The organism is Aeromicrobium sp. JP4 (assembly GCF_054957925.1).
Genome location: NZ_CM143290.1, coordinates 2,265,478 through 2,284,188, shown reverse-complemented (window position 1 = coordinate 2,284,188; position 18,711 = coordinate 2,265,478). Strand labels below are relative to the sequence as shown.

Below are 18,711 nucleotides of genomic sequence, written 5' to 3'. Positions count from 1 at the left end.
GGTCAGTATTCCACCGACGCGAGGTCGGCATGCTCACGGATCCAGGCGTGCATCGTGATCGCCGCGGCGGCACCCGCGTTGATCGATCGGGTGGAGCCGAACTGGGCGATCGCGACCAGGCGCTCGCACACGGCGGCGGCCTCGGGCGTGAGCCCCGGACCCTCCTGGCCGAACACCAGGACGGCGTCGCGCGGCAGGGTCGTCGTCTCCAGCGGGACGGCGCCGGGGAGGTTGTCGACGCCGACCACGGTGAGCCCGGACTCGCCCGCCCACGCGGCGAACGCGGCGACGTCCTCGTGGTGGTGCACGTGGACGTAGCGGTCGGTGACCATCGCCCCGCGGCGGTTCCAGCGGCGCTTGCCGATGATGTGCGCGCCGCCGACGTTGAACGCGTTCGCGGTGCGCACGATCGAGCCGATGTTGAAGTCGTGCTGCCAGTTCTCGATCGCGACGTGCAGGCGGTGGCGCTGGAGGTCGAGGTCGGCGACGATCGCGTCCACCGTCCAGTAGCGGTAGCGGTCGACGACGTTGCGGGTGTCGCCCTCGCGCAGCAGCTCGGGATCCAGGCGTGGGTCGTCGGGCCAGGGGCCCTGCCACGGGCCGACGGTCACGACACCCCGTACTGCTCGCGGTACGCGCGGACGGCCGGCAGGTGCTCGGCGAACCGGCCGGTCTCCTCGAGGTACTCGATGATGTCGTCGAAGGTGACGATGGAGGTCACCGCGATCCCGTGGTCGCGCTCGACCTCCTGGATCGCGGAGAGGTCGCCCGTGCCGCGCTCGCGGCGATCGACGGCCACGACGACGCCCGCCACCTCGGCGTCGAGGGGCTCGACCAGCGCGATGACCTCGCGGATGGCGGTGCCGGCGGTGATGACGTCGTCGATCACGAGCAGCCGGCCGCGCGGGGCGGCACCGACGAAGAGGCCGCCCTCCCCGTGGTCCTTGGCCTCCTTGCGGTTGAAGCACCACGGCACGTCCCGGTCGTGGTCCTGGGCCAGCCGCACCGCCGTGGCCGCGGCGAGCGGGATGCCCTTGTAGGCGGGACCGAGCAGGACGTCGAACTCGGGTCCGGCGCCCGCGATCGCGTCGGCGTAGAACCCGCCGAGCGCCGACAGCCGCGCGCCGGTGTCGAACGCGCCCGCGTTGAAGAAGTAGGGCGACGTGCGCCCCGACTTCAGCGTGAACTCGCCGAAGCACAGGACCTCGTGCTCGAGGGCGAACTCGATGAAGCGGCGCTGGTAGTCGTGCACCCCGCCAGCGTAGGGGGCCTAGGTGCCCGGCTTCCGCTCGGAGGAGGCGAGGTCGCCCACGACGACGCTGCGGTCGTCGGTGTGGAACAGCTCGGAGCAGGTGACGAGGGTGATGACGCGCTCGGTGGCCGGCTCCCCTTCCGCGTCGGGGTCGGGGACGGGCCACAGCGGCCAGGACGTCGTGAACGGCACGCGGATCTCGTCGCCGTCCTGGCGCAGGACGTAGGTGTGGACGTGCGTGCGGGTCTCCACGACGACCTCGTCGCCCGCGCGCAGGTCGAGGAACTTGCGGAACGGCTCGCCGTGCGTGACCCGGTGGCCCGAGAGCACGAGGTTGCCCACGCGGCCCGGCTGGGCGCTCTCCTCGTGCCGGCCCACGCCCTTCGCGAGGGTGGCGTCGTCGTCGCCGTCGAGGATCGGCACCTCGAAGTCGGATCCGAAGCGCTTGATCCGCAGCAGGCCGACCCCGGCGATGGGATCCTCCTGGGCCTTCCAGGCCTCGGAGATCTCGCCGCGGATGCGCTCGTGGTCGCGCTGGGCGACGACGTTCGTGCCCCAGTACTGCCAGCCCACCCAGCCCAGGATCCCCACACCGGTCAGCACCAGCACGAGGCCGAGCACCAGCACGACGCGGGAGCCGACGGAGCGCGTGGAGGCGGAGGACACGTCACCATTGTCCCGGGGCCGGCCACGCACGCGAACCGGACTCCGCGATCTCTTCGGCGAAGTTCGCGATTTCGCTCCGGCGGTTGGGGGCCCCATGTATTCTGGAGGAGCAGGTTCGGGGAGCTCTTGAGCCGTCGTTCCTGCCGTCGGCCCGCCGTTTCACCCCCCGAGAACGGCGGGCCGACCTATGTCCTCCCCCTGCTACCTCCGAAGATCCGATGGGCCCCGCTATCGTCGATCAGGTGAGCAGGCGCAGCGCTCGACTCGATGGAATCGGCACCACGATCTTCGCGGAGATGAGTGCCCTGGCCACGCAGACCGGCGCGATCAACCTCGGTCAGGGCTTCCCCGACGAGGACGGCCCCGAGGTGATCCGGCAGGCGGCGCGCGACGCCATCACCGCGGGCCACAACCAGTACGCACCCGGCACCGGCATGGCACCCCTGCGCGAGTCGATCGCCCGGCACCAGCACCGCTTCCACGGCATCGAGCTCGACCCGGCGCGAGAGGTGGTGGTGACCACCGGCGCGACCGAGGCCGTCGCGGCCGCGCTGCTCGGGCTGGTGAATCCCGGCGACGACGTGCTCGTGCTGGAGCCCTACTACGACTCCTACCGCGCCGTGATCCAGATGGCCGGCGCCCGCCACGTCGCGGTGACCGTGCGCGCTCCCGACTTCCGGCTGCCGGTGGACGAGCTGCGCGCCGCGGTCACGCCGCGCACCACCGCGATCGTCCTCAACACACCGCACAACCCGACCGGGACGGTGCTGACGCCGCAGGAGCTGGCCGCCGTCGCCGAGGTGGCCATCGAGCACGACCTGGTCGTCGTGTCCGACGAGGTCTACGAGCATCTCGCGTTCGCGCGGCCGCACGTGCCGATCGCGACACTGCCGGGCATGGCCGAGCGGACGCTCACCGTCAGCAGCGCCGGGAAGACCTTCTCCTTCACCGGTTGGAAGATCGGCTGGGCGACCGGACCGGCCGACCTCGTGGACGCCCTCATGGGTGCGAAGCAGTTCCTCACCTACACCTCCGGCGCGCCGTTCCAGCCGGCGATCGCCACGGCACTCGACCTGCCCGACGAGTTCTTCACCGACCTGCGCGACGGGCTGCGCAAGCGTCGCGACCTTCTCTGCACCGGGCTGTCCGACGCGGGCTTCGACGTCTTCATCCCCGAGGGGACCTACTTCGCGACGACCGACGTGGCGCCCCTCGGCTTCTCCGACGGCCTCGAGTTCTGCCGCACGCTGCCCCGTCTCGCCGGCGTCGTCGCCGTCCCGCACCAGGTGTTCCACGACGACCGGCCCGACGGCTCGAACCCCGGACGCACCCTCGTCCGCTGGGCGTTCTGCAAGCGCACCGAGGTGCTCGAGGAGGCGGTCGCGCGCCTGCGCGCGCTGCGCTCGAACTGAGACGATCGTGCAACTCCCGTTTGCATGTGGCCTGCCTCACACCTAGAGTCACGCCAACGGCATCTCGTAGGGGGACTCTCGTGTCACGACGGCTCAAGGCATTCCTGGTGGCGGCGCTCGGCGCCCTGGTCCTGGTCACCGGAGGGACCGGAGCCTCTGCCGAGTCGGGCTGGTGGGTCGCGACCAGCACCCCCTCCCCCGAGTCCGAGGTCAACGCGACCGGCGAGCCGATGCGCGGCACGGGGCCCGGCGGCGAGGTGAGCGGCTTCATCGACGCCCACACCCACATGTTCATGGACCTCGGCATGGGTGGGAACGCGGTCTGCGGCTCCACCTGGAGTGAGAAGGGCATCGCGGACGCGCTCAAGGACTGCGACCGTCACGGCGTCTCGATCCTGGAGAACCTGACGAACTCCGGTGCCGGCCGCGGCCCCCTCGACGCGCACGACACGGTCGGCTGGCCCACGTTCAAGGACTGGCCGACCTACTCCTCCTTCACGCACCAGCAGATGTACTACAAGTGGGTCGAGCGCGCGTGGCGCGGCGGCCAGCGGATCATGGTGAACGACATGGTCTCCAACCCGGGACTGTGCCCGATCCTCGGTGTCATCGCCGGCCCCAACAAGTACAGCTGCGACGACATGGACACCGTCCGTCGCCAGATCAAGGCCACGTACGACCTGCAGGCGTTCGTCGACCGGCAGTTCGGCGGCGCCGGCAAGGGCTGGTACCGCGTCGTCACCACGCCGGAGCAGGCCCGTGCGGTCGTGGCCGACGGCAAGCTGGCCGTCGTCCTCGGCGTCGAGGTGTCCGAGCCGTTCGGCTGCAAGCAGGTGCTCGGCGCGCCGCAGTGCACGAAGGCCGACATCGACCGGGGCCTCGACGAGCTCCAGGGCAAGGGCGTCTCGAGCATGTTCCTGTGCCACAAGTTCGACAACGCGCTGTGCGGCGTGCGCTACGACGAGGGCACGGCCGGGCTGCTGGTGAACGCCGGTCAGTTCCTGACCACGGGCACCTGGTGGAACCCCGCGACGTGCCGCGAGGGCGAGGTCGCCGACAACACCGTGATCGGCGGTGTGCTGCCCAGCGAGATCGCGAGCGTCCCGGGCCTGCCCGCGGTGCTGCCGGTCTACCCGAAGGGGCCGCACTGCAACCCGCGCGGCCTCACCGAGCTCGGCGAGTACGCCCTGCGCGGGATGATCAAGCGCAACATGATGGTCGAGCTGGACCACATGAGCGCCAAGGCCGCCGGCCGCGCCCTCGACATCCTCGAGGCCGAGGCCTACCCCGGCGCCCTCTCGACCCACGACTGGCTGTCGACGGCGTACATGGACCGGCTCTACGGCCTCGGCGGCTTCGCGACGCAGTACGGGCACACGGCCACCGAGTTCGCGACGCAGTGGCGCGAGACGAAGCCGATGCGCGACAAGTACGGCGTCGCCTACGGCTACGGCACCGACATGAACGGCTTCGGCGGCACCGCCGCGCCGCCCGAGGACGGCGCGAAGATCTCCTACCCGTTCACCGGCGTCGACGGCACGGTCTTCGACCGGCAGGTCACCGGTGAGCGCACGTGGGACTACAACGCCGAGGGCGTCCCGCACTACGGTCTCGTCCCCGACTGGATCGAGAGCCTGCGCACCCTGGCCGGGTCCGCGATCGTCGACGACCTCGCCGCCGGGTCGGAGTCCTACCTGCAGACGTGGGGCGCCACCTCCGACTTCCAGCCGGGCGCCAACCTCGCGCGCGAGGCGATCGCGTCGGCCAGCTCCACCGAGTGGAACCTGCTGACGGACCTGAAGCCCGGTCGCGCGATCGACGGCAAGCTCTCGACCCGCTGGGCCAGCAAGTACGGCCAGGACGACGCCTGGTTCCAGGTGGAGCTGCTGTCGGTGCGCCCGGTCAGCAAGGTCACGATCGAGTGGGAGAGCGCGTACGCGCGCCAGTACCGCGTGCAGACCTCCCTCGACGGGAAGCAGTGGCGCGACGTGGCCGTCGTCGGCTCCGGCAACGGCGGGCTCGACACCGTGAAGTTCGCGCCGAGCTCGGCGCGGTTCGTGCGGATGCAGGGCGTCGAGCGGGCGACGCGCTACGGCTACTCGATCAAGGAGTTCGGCGCGTTCAGCTGAGATCGCTGAGGGCAGAGGACCGCCCCAACCTCCCGATGGTGGTTGGGGCGGCGAGAGGCCGGTGCTGCTCCGGCCACCACCCGGGCCGAAGCACCTGGGCAGTGCCATCAACCTACAGGCGGCGTTCAAACCAACCTGAGGCGGGGCTCATGTTCGGGGACGTGCGCGCTCGGGCCGACGGCGAGCCCAACCGGCGCGGAATGACGAAGGCGCGGACTCTGCCAGTGCAGAAACCCGCGCCATTCCAATGATTCTGGTGGAGCCGCCTGTCAGAATCGAACTGACGACCTTCTCATTACGAGTGAGATGCTCTACCGACTGAGCTAAGGCGGCGCGATCCGGCGAGGATCACCCGCCGAACCAAGTGTGGACTATACCGCCTCGGCCCAGCGGGACGGAAACCCGGGTTCTGTCCGTATGATCGGCCGCGTGGACGCACCGACCCAGGCCGAGCTCGACGACATCCGTGCCAGCATCGACAACATCGACGCGGCCCTCGTGCACCTCCTGGCGGAGCGGTTCAAGTGCACCAAGCGCGTGGGGAGGCTGAAGGCCGAGCACGACCTCCCGCCGGCCGATCCCGAGCGTGAGTCGCGCCAGATCGAGCGGCTCCGCTCGAAGGCGCTGGAGGCCGACCTCGACCCCGCGTTCGCGGAGAAGTTCCTCAACTTCATCATCAGCGAGGTCATTCGGCACCACGAGGCGATCCGCGACTGAGCCGGCCGATGGACGCCTGATCTCGATACGACGTCTCGCTTCGCTCGCCGTCACTCGATCACCGGTGGCGCCGGGTCGCTCCTCGGACCGCACCGTCACCCGATCACCGGTGGCGCAGGGTCACTCCTTGCAGACCGTGCCGTCCTTGGGGACGGTGCCGCCGAAGTAGGCGTCGACCGCCTCGCGGATGCAGGAGTTCCCCGAGGTGTAGGCCGTGTGGCCGTCACCCTCACGGGTGAGCAGGACGCCTGAGTCGAGCTGGTCGGCCATCGCCTCGGACCACTCGTACGGGGTGGCCGGGTCGCGCGTGGTGCCGACGACCAGGATCGGCGGGGCGCCCTCGGCGGTGACCGCCTGCTGCGGGTGCTCGCCCTTGATCGGCCAGTCGTGGCAGGCCATGACACCCCAGCCCAGCGACGCCCCGAACACCGGGGACACGTCGCGGAACTGCGGGATGAGGGCCTTCGTCCGCGCGGCGTCGGGCGCGTCGTCGGAGTCGAGGCAGTTGATCGCGTAGATGACCTGCCCGGAGTTCGAGCCGAAGGACCCGTCGGGCTTGCGGTCGAAGTAGGTGTCGCTCAGCACGAGCATCACCGTGGGGTCGCCCTTGACGAGTCCACGCAGCGCGCTGGTGAGGTACGGCCACGACTCCTGGGAGTACAGCGCCATGGCGATGCCGTAGAAGGCGCGGCCCTCGGTCAGCAGCCGGCCTCCCGGCGCCTCGAGGGGATCCTTGCTGAGCTGGCCCATCAGCGTGGTGATCGTGGACATGCCCTCGCTCACCGAGTCGCCGACCGGGCACTCGTCCTCGTCGAGGCAGGAGGCGAGGTAGGCCTCGAGCGCGGCCTGGAAGCCGGTGGCCTGCCCCAGTCCCTGACCCGCCGCGTCGAGGGTGACGTCGACGGCCCCGTCGAGGACCATCTTGTCGACCTTCTCGGGGAACAGGTCGGCGTACGTGGCACCCAGCTGGGTGCCGTAGGAGAAGCCGAACCAGCGCATCGTCTCCTGGCCCAGCACGGCGCGGGCGATGTCGTGGTCGCGGGCGGCCTCGTCGGTGGAGACGTGGGCGGAGAGCTCGCCGGACTTCTCGCGGCAGGCGGTGCCCATCTCCTCGACCGAGCGCGTGAGCGCGGCGACGCCCGCCTCGTCGTCGGGGTCGGGATCGGTGTCGATGAAGGCGTCGAACCGCTCGTCGGAGAGGCACTCCAGGGGCGTGCTCTCGCCGACGCCGCGCGGGTCGACGCCGATCACGTCGTTGGTGCGGCGCAGGTCGTCGGGCAGCTCGCTCGCGAGGTAGCCGACGAAGTCGAGGGCCGAGCCGCCCGGACCGCCGGGGTTCGTGAAGATCGCGGACTCGCGGTCGCCGGTGGCCGGGACGCGGCGCACGGCCAGCCGCAGCGTCTCGCCGTCGGGACGGGCGTAGTCGACCGGGACCTCGATCGTGGTGCAGCGGTCGTCACGGCAGTCGCGCCACGTGGGCTCCTGGGCGTAGAACCGCTCGAGGCCGGCCGGTGCCGCCTCGCCCGTGGGCTTGGGGTCGGGAGCCGGTCGGTCGACGAGGAACAGCGCGCTGACCGCGCCCGCCACCAGTGCGACCACGAGCACGGAGACCAGCGCGATCACGGTGAAGCGCCTCATCCGAGGAACCTCGACATCATGTGCTCCAGCGCCAGCTGGGGCGCCGCGTTGGCCTGGAGCGCGTCGCGGCAGGCCACGATCGCGTCGATCGACGCCAGCGTGCCCTCGGGGGTGGTGCGCGCCGCCATGGTGGCGATGTCGTCGGCGACGTCGGCGTTGATCGCCTCGGCACCCGTGCCGAGCTGCAGCGTCAGCACGTCGCGCTGGAAGGAGAGCAGATCGAGCAGCACGCCGTCGATGGCGTCGCGCGCCATCCGCTTGCGGCGCCGCTCCTGCTCCTTCGTGAGGGAGGACAGGGCGCCCGCGTACCCGGGGGGACGGCGGCCCCGCTCCTCGACGCCCCACGACTCCTGGAGGTTCGACAGCTCGCGGGCGTCGAGCACGTCGCAGCGCTCCTTGGCCCGGGCGTTGGCCTCCTGGTCGATCCGCTGGGCGGCGCGGAAGCAGTCGCCGAGACCGCGCAGCCCGACCGGCAGCGACAGGATCTCGGCCCGCCGGCGACGCGCCTCGGGGTCACGCGCGAGTCCGCGTGCCCGGCCGATGTGTCCCTGCGCGGCGGCGGCCGCCCGCCGGGCGACCTCCAGCTCGATGCCGTCGCGCTCGTGCAGCAGCCGGGCGATCGCCGAGGCCGGAGGGGTGCGCAGGAGCACGGGACGACACCGCGAGCGGATCGTCATGATGACGTCCTCCACGGCGGGGGCGCACAGCAGCCACACCGTGCCCGACGCGGGCTCCTCGATCGCCTTGAGCAGCGCGTTGGCGGCCTGGTCGGTGAGCCGGTCGGCGTCCTCCACCACGAGGATCTGGTAGCGACCCTGCGAGGGGTGCAGCGCCGCGCGCCGAACCGCGTCGCGAGCCGCGTCGACGCCGATGCTCAGTCCGTCGGTGTTGATGACGGCGATGTCGGGATGGCTGCCGGCCGCGGCGGTGACGCACGACCGGCACGTGCCGCAGCCGCCGTTCTCGCACTGGAGCGCGGCAGCGAAGGCGATCGCGGCGTTGGAGCGCCCGGATCCGGGCGGTCCGGTGAACAGCCAGGCATGGGTCATCTGCCCGGCCACCGCGGAGCCCAGCGTGGCGACGACGTCGTCCTGCCCGACGAGCTCGGCCCAGACGGGAGCGGTCACGCCTCGGCTCCTCGGGCCTGGGCCAGCCACGGCCCCACGGCGGCGACGACCCGGTCGTGGATCGCCTCGGGCGACTCGCTCGCGTCGAGCACGACGTAGTGCTCGGGATCGGACGCGGCGAGGTCGAGGAAGTGCTGGCGCACGCGCTCGTGGAACTCCACCGGTTCGCCCTCGATCCGGTCGGGCTCGCCGGCCCGGCCCAGGCCGGTCCGCGGGTCGACGTCGAGCACGACCGTGAGGTGCGGACGGAGATCGGCCGTGGCCCACCGGGCCAGCGACTCGAGCTCGCCGACGTGCAGCGCCCGCCCGGCCCCTTGATAGGCGAGGGTGGAGTCGACGTAGCGGTCGGTGATGACGACGGTGCCGTCGGCCAGGGCCGGCAGGATCAGGGTGTCGACGTGCTCGGCCTTGTCGGCGGCGTAGATCAGGGCCTCGGTGCGGGGCGAGAGGTCGCCGGTGGCCGGGTCGAGCACGATCGAGCGCAGCATCGCGCCGACTCCGGTGCCCCCGGGCTCACGCGTGAGCAGCGCGGTCTTGCCCTGGGACTCGACCCACGTGGCGAGCAGGCGCGACTGGGTGGACTTGCCCGATCCCTCGCCGCCCTCGAAGGCGACGAAGACGCCGACCTCGGTGACGAGGGGGTCGTCCGTTGGCTGCATGGGGCGAGCCTAGTCGGCGCTGCCGACACCCGGACCGATGGTGGGCGGGACCTGCGCTACCGGTCGGTCTCGAGGTCGGGGCCGAGTAGGAAGCTGTGCGTGAAGCCGGCGATCGCCGCGCCCAGCACCGGCGCGAGGATGAAGATCCACACCTGCATGAGGGCGTCGCTGCCGGCGAACCAGGCCACGCCCAGCGACCGTGCGGGGTTCACCGAGGTGTTGGAGACCGGGATGCTGATGAGGTGGATCAGCGTCAGCGACAGGCCGATCGACAGACCCGCGAAGCCGACGGCCGCGCGCTTCGCCGTGGCGCCGAGGATCACGTAGAGGAAGACCGCCGTCAGCACGACCTCGATGAGCGCGACCGACATCAGGTTGTAGCCCATCGGCGAGCGGTCGTCGTAGCCGTTCGTGGCGAAGCCCGACTCGACCGCGTCGAACCCGCCGTCGATGCCCTGCGCGATCACGAGCAGGACCGCGCCGGCCACGGTGGCACCCGCCACCTGCGCGACGACGTAGCCCGGCAGGTCCTTCCAGTCGAAGCGCTTGGCCATCGCGAGTCCGACGGAGACCGCGGGGTTGAAGTGGCCGCCGGAGACGTGTCCGAAGGCGTAGGCGCCCGTGAGCACGGTGAGGCCGAAGGCGAAGGCGACGCCCAGCCAGCCCACCCCGACCGCCATCTGCGCATCGACCGGGATGGCGGTGGCGGCGAAGATCGCCGTGCCACAGCCGCCGAAGACCAGCCAGAAGGTGCCGAGTGCCTCGGCGCCCAGCCGTTGAGCCATCGTGTACGTCGGGATCTCGGTCATGACCTGCTCCGATCGGCGAAGATTGCCTTCACCGTAGGGCACGAGCGAGGTCGCGGGCGAGACCTTGGCCCGCGCCCGGGTCAGGACTTCTTCGCGGCCGGCTTCTTCGTGGTCTTCTTCGCGGCCGTCTTCTTGGCCGTGGTCTTCTTCGCGGCCGGCTTCTTCGTGGCCTTCTTCGTCGTCTTCTTGCCGCCCTTCTTGGCGGGCCCCTTCGCGCGACGCTCGGCCAGCAGCTCCACCGCACGCTCGTGCGTCAGGGTGGCGATGTCGTCGTCCTTGCGCAGCGTGGCGTTGTACTCGCCGTCGGTGACGTAGGCGCCGAAGCGGCCGTCCTTCGCCACGATCGGCTGGCCGCTCGTCGGGTCCTCGCCCAGCTCCTTGAGCGGAGCGGCGGCAGCGCGGCGTCCGTAGGTCTTGGGCTGCGCGTAGATCGCGAGGGCCTCCTCCTCGGTGATCGTGAGCAGCTGCTCCTCGCTCTCCAGCGAACGCGAGTCGGTGCCCTTCTTCAGGTAGGGCCCGTAGCGACCGTTCTGCGCCGTGATCTCCTGGCCGTCGGCGTCGGTGCCGACCACGCGCGGGAGCGTCAGCAGGCGCACCGCGTCCTCGAGGGTGACCGAGTCGAGGTCCATCGACTTGAACAGGCTCGCCGTGCGCGGCTTCGCGCTCTTCTTCGCGTCCTCGGGCAGCGCCTCGGTGACGTAGGGGCCGTAGCGGCCGTTCTTGGCGACGACCTCCAGGCCGGTCTCGGGGTGGGTGCCCAGCACCTTCTCCATGCCGGCCGGGGTGGCCAGCAGCTCCTTGGCCTTCTCGAGCGTGAGCTCGTCCGGCGGCAGGTCCTCGGGCACGTTGGCGCGCGTGGGCTGCTCGCCGCCGTCCTTCGCCGCGACCATCGGCGGGCCCTCGACGTACGGGCCGTAGCGGCCGACGCGCACGGCGATGCCCTCGCCGAGGTCGAACGTGGCCAGGCCACGCGCGTCGATCTCGGGGAGGTTGTCCACCAGCCGCTTCAGGCCGGTGTCGTTCTCGTTCTCGCCGGCCCAGAAGGCCTCGAGGACGGACACGCGGTTCTCGCGGCCGTGCGAGATCTCGTCGAGCACGCCCTCGAGCTCGGCGGTGAACTCGTACTGCACGAGGCGCGGGAAGTGCTGCTCCATCAGCCGGATCACGCTGAACGCGACCCAGGCCGGCACCAGCGCCGTGCCCTTCTTGTAGACGTAGCCGCGGTTCTGGATCGTGTTGACGATCGAGGCGTAGGTGGAGGGACGGCCGATCTCACGGTCCTCCAGCTCCTTGATGAGGCTGGCCTCGGTGTAGCGCGCCGGCGGCTTCGTCTGGTGGCCCGCGGCCGCCAGCTCGACCGCGGTGACGCGGTCGCCCTCGGAGAGGTTGGGCACCTTGGTCTGCTGGTCGTCGCCCTCGGCGTCGGGGTCCTCGGTGGACTCGACATACGCCTTGAGGAAGCCGTGGAAGGTGATGGTGCGGCCCGACGCGCCGAACTCGACGTCGCGGCCGTCCTCGGTGGCCGCGCCGATGCGGATCGAGACCGAGTTGCCCTTCGCGTCGGCCATCTGCGAGGCGATCGTGCGCTTCCAGATCAGCTCGTACAGCTTGAGCTCGTCGCCGGAGAGTCCGGTCTCCTTCGGGGTGCGGAAGCTCTCGCCCGCGGGACGGATCGCCTCGTGCGCCTCCTGGGCGTTCTTGACCTTGGAGGTGTAAACGCGGGGGCTGTCGGGCAGGTAGTCGGCTCCGTAGAGCTCCTTGACCTGGGCACGGGCGGCCTTGAGCGCCGTCTGCGAGAGCGTGACCGAGTCGGTGCGCATGTAGGTGATGTAGCCGCCCTCGTACAGCTTCTGGGCGATCGACATCGTGCGCTGGGCGCCGAAGCCGTGCTTGCGCGAGCCCTCCTGCTGCAGCGTGGTGGTGCGGAACGGCGCGTAGGGCCGGCGCGTGTAGGGCTTGGACTCCACCGAGCGGACCGCGAACTCACGACCCTCCAGGGCGGTGGCCAGGCCGGCGGCCGTGGGCTCGTCGAGGTGGACGACGTCGCCCTTCAGGGTGCCGGTGCTGTCGAAGTTCGAACCCGAGGCGACGCGCTTGCCGTCGACCGTGGCCAGCTTCGCCGGGAAGCGCGAGGGCTCCAGGTCGCAGCCGAAGGTGGCCTCGAGATCCCAGTAGGAGGCGGTGCGGAAGGCCATCCGGTCGCGCTCGCGCTCGACGACGAGACGGGTGGCGACGGACTGCACGCGGCCGGCGGACAGGCCGCTCATGACCTTCTTCCACAGGACCGGGCTGATCTCGTAGCCGTAGAGACGGTCGAGAATGCGGCGGGTCTCCTGCGCGTCGACGAGGTCCTGGTCGATGTCGCGGGGGTTGGCGATCGCGCGGTCGATCGCCTCCTTCGTGATCTCGTTGAAGGCGATGCGCTTCACCGGGACCTTCGGCTTGAGCTCGTCGAAGAGGTGCCACGCGATGGCCTCGCCCTCGCGGTCCTCATCCGTCGCCAGGACGAGCTCGTCGGCGTCCTTCAGCAGCCGCTTCAACTCGGTGATCTGCTTCTTCTTCTCGGCGGGGACGACGTAGACCGGCTCGAACCGGTTGTCGACGTCGACGCCCAGCCGGGCCCAGGCCTCACCCTTGTACTTGGCGGGGATCTGGTCGGCTCCCTGCGGCAGGTCGCGGATGTGACCGACCGAGGAGGAGACGACGTAGCCGTCGCCCAGGTAGGCAGCGATGCTGCGCACCTTGTTGGGCGACTCGACGATCACCAGTGATGTCACGTTGGGTTCCTCCGAGCAGGCCTGATGGGGATGTGGGGCCGTGGGAGGCCCACCGTAGCGCCTCCTGTCAACCATTTTTCTCACCGCCCTCAGGCGTGGAAGAATCCCGCAAGTGGAGAAGGTGACCTACGGGGACGTGCTCAGGTCACCCGGAACCGTACCTCTGTACGTCGCGGCGTTCCTCGCGCGAATCCCCCTGATGGCGCTGCCGCTCGTCCTGACGCTGCTCGTCGTCGAGGGTCTGGGCGGCAGCTACGGACAGGCCGGTCTGATCGCCGCCGCCGAGACCGTCGGAGCGGCCGTCGGCGCCCCGTGGCGCGGTCGCCTGATCGACCGGCTGGGCCTGCGCCGGGCACTGCTCCCGTCGATCGCGGTGCTGTTCGTCGTCTACCCGCTGGCGGCGGTCTCCACCTACCTGTGGCTGCTGCCGCTGGCGTTCGCCGCCGGGCTGTTCATCGCTCCGGTGCACTCGATCGTGCGGATCTCGCTCGCCGCGCGGCTGCCCTCGAGCCATCACCGGAGCGCGTTCGCGCTGGACTCGGTGTGCGCGGAGGCCTCCTTCATCATCGGTCCCGCCGCCGCGGGCGCCCTCGTCGTGGCCGCGTCGCCGCAGGTCGCTCTGGTGGCGGTCGCGGGCACCGTCGCGATCGGGCTGGGCATCCTGTGGCGGCTCGACCCGCCCACCCGCAGCGCCGACTCGGTGACCGTGGCCCGCGAGCCCGGCACCCGCTGGCTCACCACCGACCTGGTGTTCCTCTTCCTCATCTCCGGCGGCGCGATGATCGCGCTGATGGCCACCGACCTGGGCATCATCGCCGTCCTGCGCGAGCTCGACGCGGTCGGGCTGGTCGGCGTGGTCTACCTGGGCTGGGGACTCTCCTCCCTCGTGGGCGGACTGATCTACGGAGCCCGGCCCGCCTCGATCCGTCCTTCCTATCTGTTGCTGGCGATGGGTGTCCTGACGATCCCGATCGGCATCGCCCACACGCCGTGGGTCCTGGCGATCGCGTGCATCCCGGCGGGCCTGCTCTGCGCGCCGATCATGACCGCGTGCAGCGAGTGGATCGCGAAGCTCACCGACGAGGCGTGGCGCGGCGAGGCGATGGGCTACCAGGCCACGGCGTTCACGGTCGGCGGAGCGGTCGCGGCACCGCTCATCGGCCTGGCCATCGACCACGAGGGAGCGGCGGCCGGCTTCGCCGTCGGCGGAGGCGCGGCGCTGCTGATCGCGATGGGGTCGCTGGCGGCCCAGCGCTCGCGCCGCCCGGCCGAGGTCAGCGACGTCTGAGCGTCAGGCCGTCAGGAAGCCGTCGGCGACGAGGTCCGTCACGATCGGGGCGTAGGTGCTCCTGACCTGCGCGGCGTCCTGGTCGAGCAGCTGGGAGATCGCGTCGAGGATCCGCCCCGCGGTGAGGTCGCCGTCACTGGCCGACAGCAGACCCGCCTCGATCGTGTCGAGCTGGCGCGAGGTGCGCAGGCCCGACATCCGCACGGCGCGGATCACGGCGGGGTCCGGCGCACCGACCGGGCCGGCCGTCTCCTGCACCACGTCGGCGCCCACGCGCCAGCGCCGGTCGAGCACATCGCCGGCGTCGAGCGCGTCGGCGCGCTCGGCCCAGGCGGCGAACTCGGGGCCGACGGGCTGGGCGACCGGGCCCGTGTACTCCTCGATCCGCACCTGGGGCACGGCGCGGCCGGCCCTGCGCAGCGTGATCCAGCCGAAGCCCATCGCCTCGATCCGCTGCTCGGCGAACCACGTGAGCCACCGGTCGTAGCGCTCGCGGTGGCCCGCGCCGTGGCGCAGGCCCGCGTCGGCCAGCCACATCTCGGCGTACTCGGGCAGGTCGACGCGCTCGCGCTGCACGACCCAGGCGTCGAGGCCGGTGGGCTCGATCCAGGCGCCGAGCCGCTCCTGCCACGGGACGCCGTCCTCGTGGATCCACGCCGCGAGCACTTGGCACCAGCCGCCGTCGTTCAGATGGGCGTCGGCCTGCGTGACGATGCGCCGCACGACCTCGTCACCGGGGAACCCGGTCTCGCGGTAGACCAGCCGGTCGCCCTCGGGCGGCGAGACCACGAACGGCGGGTTGGTGCTGATCAGGTCGAAGCGCTCACCCTCGACCGGGTCGAACAGGCTGCCGTCGCGCACGTCGACGTCGATCCCGTTCAGCGCCGCGGTGAGTCGTGCAAGCCGGACGGCGCGAGCATTCACGTCGGTGGCGACGACCTCGCGCGCATGGGTCGCCAGGTGCAGCGCCTGCACCCCGCACCCCGTGCCGAGGTCGAGCGCACGGCCGACGTCCGGCCGCACGGTCAGCTGCGCCAGCGACGAGGAGGCCTCGCTGATGCCCAGCACGTAGGAGGGGTCGCGCGGGTTCTCGCGACCGTCGAGTCCGGGCGTCAGGTCGCAGACGACCCACCAGTCGTGCTCCTCGTCGCCGTACGGACGCAGGTCGAGCAGCGCGCGGGCGTCGTCGCCGTCGACCTCGACGAGGCCGAGCGAGCGCGCCGACTCCCACGCTGCACCGAAGGCCGCCTCGGCGTGCGTCCGCGGGACGACGGCCTGGAGCTGGAACAGGCGGATCAGCGTGGACAGGGCCGAGCCGTCGGTGGTCGCGCGGAGTCCGGGCGTGGTCTCGTTGCGGGCGAGGGCACGCCAGGCGGCCTCGCCGAGCACGCCGTAGACGGCGTCGACGGTGAACCCGGCGATCGCGTCGCGGAGCCTGCCGACGTCGGGATCCGTCACGGTCAGGAGACCAGCTCGTCCATCGAGGTGTGCAGACCGAAGACCTTGTCCAGGCCGGTGATCGCGAAGATGCGCAGCAGTCGCTCGCTGGTGCAGATGATGTCGAGCGAGCCATGGTCGGCGCGCACGCGCTTCAGCGCTCCGACGAGCACGCCGAGGCCGGTCGAGTCGAGGAACGCGACGTTCTCGATGTCGATGACCAACCGGGTGTGTCCGTCGTCGATCGCTCCGACGACGACTTCGCGGAGGCGCGGCGCGGTGTAGACATCGATCTCCCCCGCGACCTCGACCACGTGGAACGGAGGCGACTCCCGTTCGGTGAGAGTGAGATCCATGTCCGAATTCAATCATCCGGACCCGCTTCTCCCCAGTCGAATGCACGCGCCGGGCCTGTCAGGTGCGTGCGGGAGACTTCTTCCCATGCCCCTGCACCCCGTTCTCGCCCGCCATGCGGAGCGGCTCGTGCACGTGCAGCACCACCCCGCGGTGGAGCCCGTCGTCGAGCCGTGGCCCGACTGGATCGACCCCGAGGTGCGCGAGCTGTTCGCCGCAGAGGGGGCCGACGTGCTGTGGGGGCACCAGGCCGAGGCCCTCGCGGCACTGCACGACCGGCGCCACGTCGTGGTCTCCACCGGCACGGCCTCGGGCAAGTCGCTCGTCTACCAGGCGGCGGCGCTGCAGGCGCTGCGCGAGGGACGTGGCGGCTCCGGGCTCGCTGGCGCCCGGCGGCCGTCGGTGCTCTACCTCGCGCCCACCAAGGCGCTCGCGGCCGACCAGCTGCGCCGACTGCCCACGGGCGTGCCGGGCCTGCGGCCCGCCACGGTGGACGGCGACAACAGCCGCGAGGAGCGTGTCTGGGCGCGCGACCACGCGAACTGGGTGCTGGCCAATCCCGACATCCTGCACCGGACGATCCTGCCCCAGCACGACCGCTGGGCACGCCTGCTGGCCGGTCTGCGGGTGGTCGTGATCGACGAGTGCCACCACTACCGCGGGGTCTTCGGAGCGCACGTCGCCCTGATCCTGCGCCGCCTCCGACGGATCTGCCGGCACTACGGCGCCGACCCTTTGTTCGTGCTGTCCTCCGCCACGGTGGCCGAGCCGGCGGCGTCGGCCGAGCGGCTCATCGGCGCTCCGGTCACCGCCGTCACCGAGGACGCCTCGCCCCACGCCGCGCGCACCGTGGCGTTCTGGCAGCCGCCGCTGCAGGCGGCGCGCGACGACGGCGTGGAGGTGCGCCGGTCCGCGGGCTCGGAGGCCGCCGACCTGCTGACCGACTTCGTCGTCGGGGGCACCCGCACGCTGGTGTTCGTGCGCTCGCGCCGCGGTGCCGAGCAGCTGGCGATGACCACGTCGCGCGCGCTGGCCGAGGTCGAGCCCGAGCTCGCGGGACGGGTGGCCACCTACCGCGGCGGCTACCTCCCGGAGGAGCGGCGCGAGCTGGAGGGCCGCCTCCGCTCGGGCGATCTGCTCGGCCTGGCCAGCACCAACGCCCTCGAGCTGGGCATCGACATCGCCGGGCTCGACGCCGTCGTCACGGTCGGCTTCCCCGGCACCCGGGCGGCCCTGTGGCAGCAGTGGGGCCGCGCCGGTCGCGCCGGCGTCGACTCCGTAGGCGTGATGATCGCCCGCGACGACCCGCTCGACTCCTTCCTCGTGCACCATCCCGAGGCAGTCCTGGGCGCGCCGGTCGAGGCCACGGTGTTCGACCCCGAGAACCCCTACGTGCTCGGCCCGCACCTCGCCGCGGCCGCCCAGGAGCTGCCGCTCACCGAGGCCGACTTCGGCCCGTTCGGCCCGCGCGCCGCCGAGGGCGTCGCCGCGCTCGAGGCCGCCGGGATGCTGCGCCGCCGCGCCGCCGGCTGGTTCTGGACCAGCCGCGAACGGGCTGCCGACCTGGCCGACATTCGCTCCGCAGGTGGGCACCCCGTGCAGATCGTCGAAGGCAGCACAGGGCGCCTCGTCGGCACCGTTGACGCCGGTTCCGCCGACGCCGAGGTGCACGAGGGGGCGATCTACGTGCACCGCGGCGAGGACCACCTCGTGGAGTCCTACGACCCCGACCAGGGAGCCGCCGTCGTCCGGCGCGCCGACGTCCACCACACCACGAGCGCCCGCAGCTCGACGGCCGTGACGGTCATCGAGGAGCGCCGCCGGGTCGAGTGGGGCCCGGCCACCGTGGCCTTCGGCGACGTCGAGGTCGCCAGCCAGGTGATCGGCTACCAGATCCGCGACCGCAGCACGGGCCGCGTGATCGGCGAGGAGCCCCTCGACCTGCCCGAGCGGACGCTGCCCACCGCGGCCGTGTGGTGGACGCTCGACCCCGACGTGGCCGGCGAGCTGATGGATCCCGAGCTGCTGCCCGGTGCGGCGCACGCCGCGGAGCACGCCGCGATCGGCATCCTGCCCCTCTTGGCCACCTGCGACCGCTGGGACATCGGCGGGCTGTCGACGGCCTACCACCCCGACACGGGGCGGCTCACGGTGTTCGTCCACGACGGCCATCGCGGCGGTGCCGGGTTCGCCGAACGAGGGTACGAGCAGATGGCCGCGTGGCTGCGGATGACCCGTCAGACCATCGCCGACTGCCCCTGCCGCGACGGGTGTCCGTCGTGCGTCGTGTCACCCAAGTGCGGCAACGGGAACCACCCGTTGGACAAGGCCGGAGCGGTCCTGCTGCTCGACGCCGTGCTGTCGTCCGCACCCGCCTGAACGGCGAGCGCGATTGGCTCTTCTTGGCCTCGGATGCAAGGGTTGACAGGTTTGCACCCCATCCTTT

The 18,711-nt window shown here is 71.5% G+C and carries 15 protein-coding genes and 1 tRNA gene; 5 read left to right on the top strand and 11 right to left on the bottom strand.

Annotated elements, in window-relative coordinates; all coding sequences use genetic code 11:
- Positions 1 to 2 precede the first annotated feature (2 nt).
- From ACY1JX_RS11175 to ACY1JX_RS11165, 3 genes are read right to left on the bottom strand one after another with little or no spacing between them, the layout of a single operon-like run.
- Positions 3 to 611 carry a TrmH family RNA methyltransferase gene (locus ACY1JX_RS11175; RefSeq protein WP_462564007.1) on the bottom strand — a complete coding sequence of 203 codons (609 nt, stop codon included), beginning with the start codon at positions 609 to 611 and terminating at the stop codon, positions 3 to 5.
- Positions 608 to 1,252, bottom strand: coding sequence for an orotate phosphoribosyltransferase (pyrE, locus tag ACY1JX_RS11170; RefSeq protein WP_462564006.1), 645 nt, complete (start codon positions 1,250 to 1,252; stop codon positions 608 to 610). Before pyrE ends, ACY1JX_RS11175 begins: the two co-directional genes overlap by 4 nt.
- An 18-nt stretch (positions 1,253 to 1,270) precedes the next feature.
- Complete coding sequence (locus tag ACY1JX_RS11165; RefSeq protein WP_286930929.1) at positions 1,271 to 1,918, bottom strand: sortase domain-containing protein; 648 nt, start codon at positions 1,916 to 1,918, stop codon at positions 1,271 to 1,273.
- A gap of 242 nt (positions 1,919 to 2,160) precedes the next feature.
- Between ACY1JX_RS11165 and ACY1JX_RS11160 the strand changes: the two genes are divergently transcribed.
- On the top strand, positions 2,161 to 3,330 hold the full coding sequence (locus ACY1JX_RS11160) for a pyridoxal phosphate-dependent aminotransferase (protein ID WP_286930926.1): 1,170 nt from the start codon (positions 2,161 to 2,163) through the stop codon (positions 3,328 to 3,330).
- A gap of 80 nt (positions 3,331 to 3,410) precedes the next feature.
- Positions 3,411 to 5,459: a discoidin domain-containing protein gene (locus ACY1JX_RS11155; RefSeq protein WP_286930925.1), complete on the top strand. Its 2,049-nt coding sequence runs from the start codon at positions 3,411 to 3,413 to the stop codon at positions 5,457 to 5,459.
- Between the two features lie 257 nt (positions 5,460 to 5,716).
- Here the strand turns inward: ACY1JX_RS11155 and ACY1JX_RS11150 are convergent.
- Positions 5,717 to 5,792, bottom strand: a tRNA-Thr gene (locus ACY1JX_RS11150).
- Between the two features lie 84 nt (positions 5,793 to 5,876).
- On the opposite strand from ACY1JX_RS11150, the gene ACY1JX_RS11145 reads away from it, so the two are divergent.
- Positions 5,877 to 6,176 (top strand): chorismate mutase, encoded by a 300-nt coding sequence (locus ACY1JX_RS11145; RefSeq protein ID WP_078699451.1) that lies wholly within the window; start codon positions 5,877 to 5,879, stop codon positions 6,174 to 6,176.
- 120 nt (positions 6,177 to 6,296) lie between these two features.
- On the opposite strand, the gene ACY1JX_RS11140 is transcribed toward ACY1JX_RS11145, so the two are convergent.
- From ACY1JX_RS11140 to topA, 5 genes are all read right to left on the bottom strand, one after another.
- Positions 6,297 to 7,814, bottom strand: a complete 1,518-nt coding sequence (locus tag ACY1JX_RS11140) for an alpha/beta hydrolase (protein ID WP_462564005.1) — start codon at positions 7,812 to 7,814, stop codon at positions 6,297 to 6,299.
- Positions 7,811 to 8,941 (bottom strand): DNA polymerase III subunit delta', encoded by a 1,131-nt coding sequence (locus ACY1JX_RS11135; RefSeq protein ID WP_462564004.1) that lies wholly within the window; start codon positions 8,939 to 8,941, stop codon positions 7,811 to 7,813. Before ACY1JX_RS11135 ends, ACY1JX_RS11140 begins: the two co-directional genes overlap by 4 nt.
- Positions 8,938 to 9,600 (bottom strand): dTMP kinase, encoded by a 663-nt coding sequence (tmk, locus tag ACY1JX_RS11130; RefSeq protein WP_462564003.1) that lies wholly within the window; start codon positions 9,598 to 9,600, stop codon positions 8,938 to 8,940. Before tmk ends, ACY1JX_RS11135 begins: the two co-directional genes overlap by 4 nt.
- A gap of 56 nt (positions 9,601 to 9,656) precedes the next feature.
- Positions 9,657 to 10,409: an aquaporin Z gene (aqpZ, locus tag ACY1JX_RS11125; RefSeq protein WP_462564002.1), complete on the bottom strand. Its 753-nt coding sequence runs from the start codon at positions 10,407 to 10,409 to the stop codon at positions 9,657 to 9,659.
- 80 nt (positions 10,410 to 10,489) lie between these two features.
- Positions 10,490 to 13,186 carry a type I DNA topoisomerase gene (gene topA / locus ACY1JX_RS11120; RefSeq protein WP_462564001.1) on the bottom strand — a complete coding sequence of 899 codons (2,697 nt, stop codon included), beginning with the start codon at positions 13,184 to 13,186 and terminating at the stop codon, positions 10,490 to 10,492.
- Positions 13,187 to 13,298: 112 nt separating this feature from the next.
- Between topA and ACY1JX_RS11115 the strand changes: the two genes are divergently transcribed.
- Positions 13,299 to 14,474, top strand: coding sequence for an MFS transporter (locus ACY1JX_RS11115; RefSeq protein WP_181753251.1), 1,176 nt, complete (start codon positions 13,299 to 13,301; stop codon positions 14,472 to 14,474).
- A 3-nt stretch (positions 14,475 to 14,477) separates the two neighbouring features.
- On the opposite strand, the gene ACY1JX_RS11110 is transcribed toward ACY1JX_RS11115, so the two are convergent.
- Both ACY1JX_RS11110 and ACY1JX_RS11105 read right to left on the bottom strand, forming a co-directional pair.
- Positions 14,478 to 15,932, bottom strand: coding sequence for a DUF7059 domain-containing protein (locus ACY1JX_RS11110; protein WP_462564000.1), 1,455 nt, complete (start codon positions 15,930 to 15,932; stop codon positions 14,478 to 14,480).
- 2 nt (positions 15,933 to 15,934) lie between these two features.
- Complete coding sequence (locus ACY1JX_RS11105) at positions 15,935 to 16,267, bottom strand: STAS domain-containing protein (protein ID WP_181756133.1); 333 nt, start codon at positions 16,265 to 16,267, stop codon at positions 15,935 to 15,937.
- Positions 16,268 to 16,352: 85 nt separating this feature from the next.
- Between ACY1JX_RS11105 and ACY1JX_RS11100 the strand changes: the two genes are divergently transcribed.
- Positions 16,353 to 18,644: a DEAD/DEAH box helicase gene (locus ACY1JX_RS11100; RefSeq protein ID WP_462563999.1), complete on the top strand. Its 2,292-nt coding sequence runs from the start codon at positions 16,353 to 16,355 to the stop codon at positions 18,642 to 18,644.
- The last annotated feature ends 67 nt before the right edge of the window (positions 18,645 to 18,711 follow it).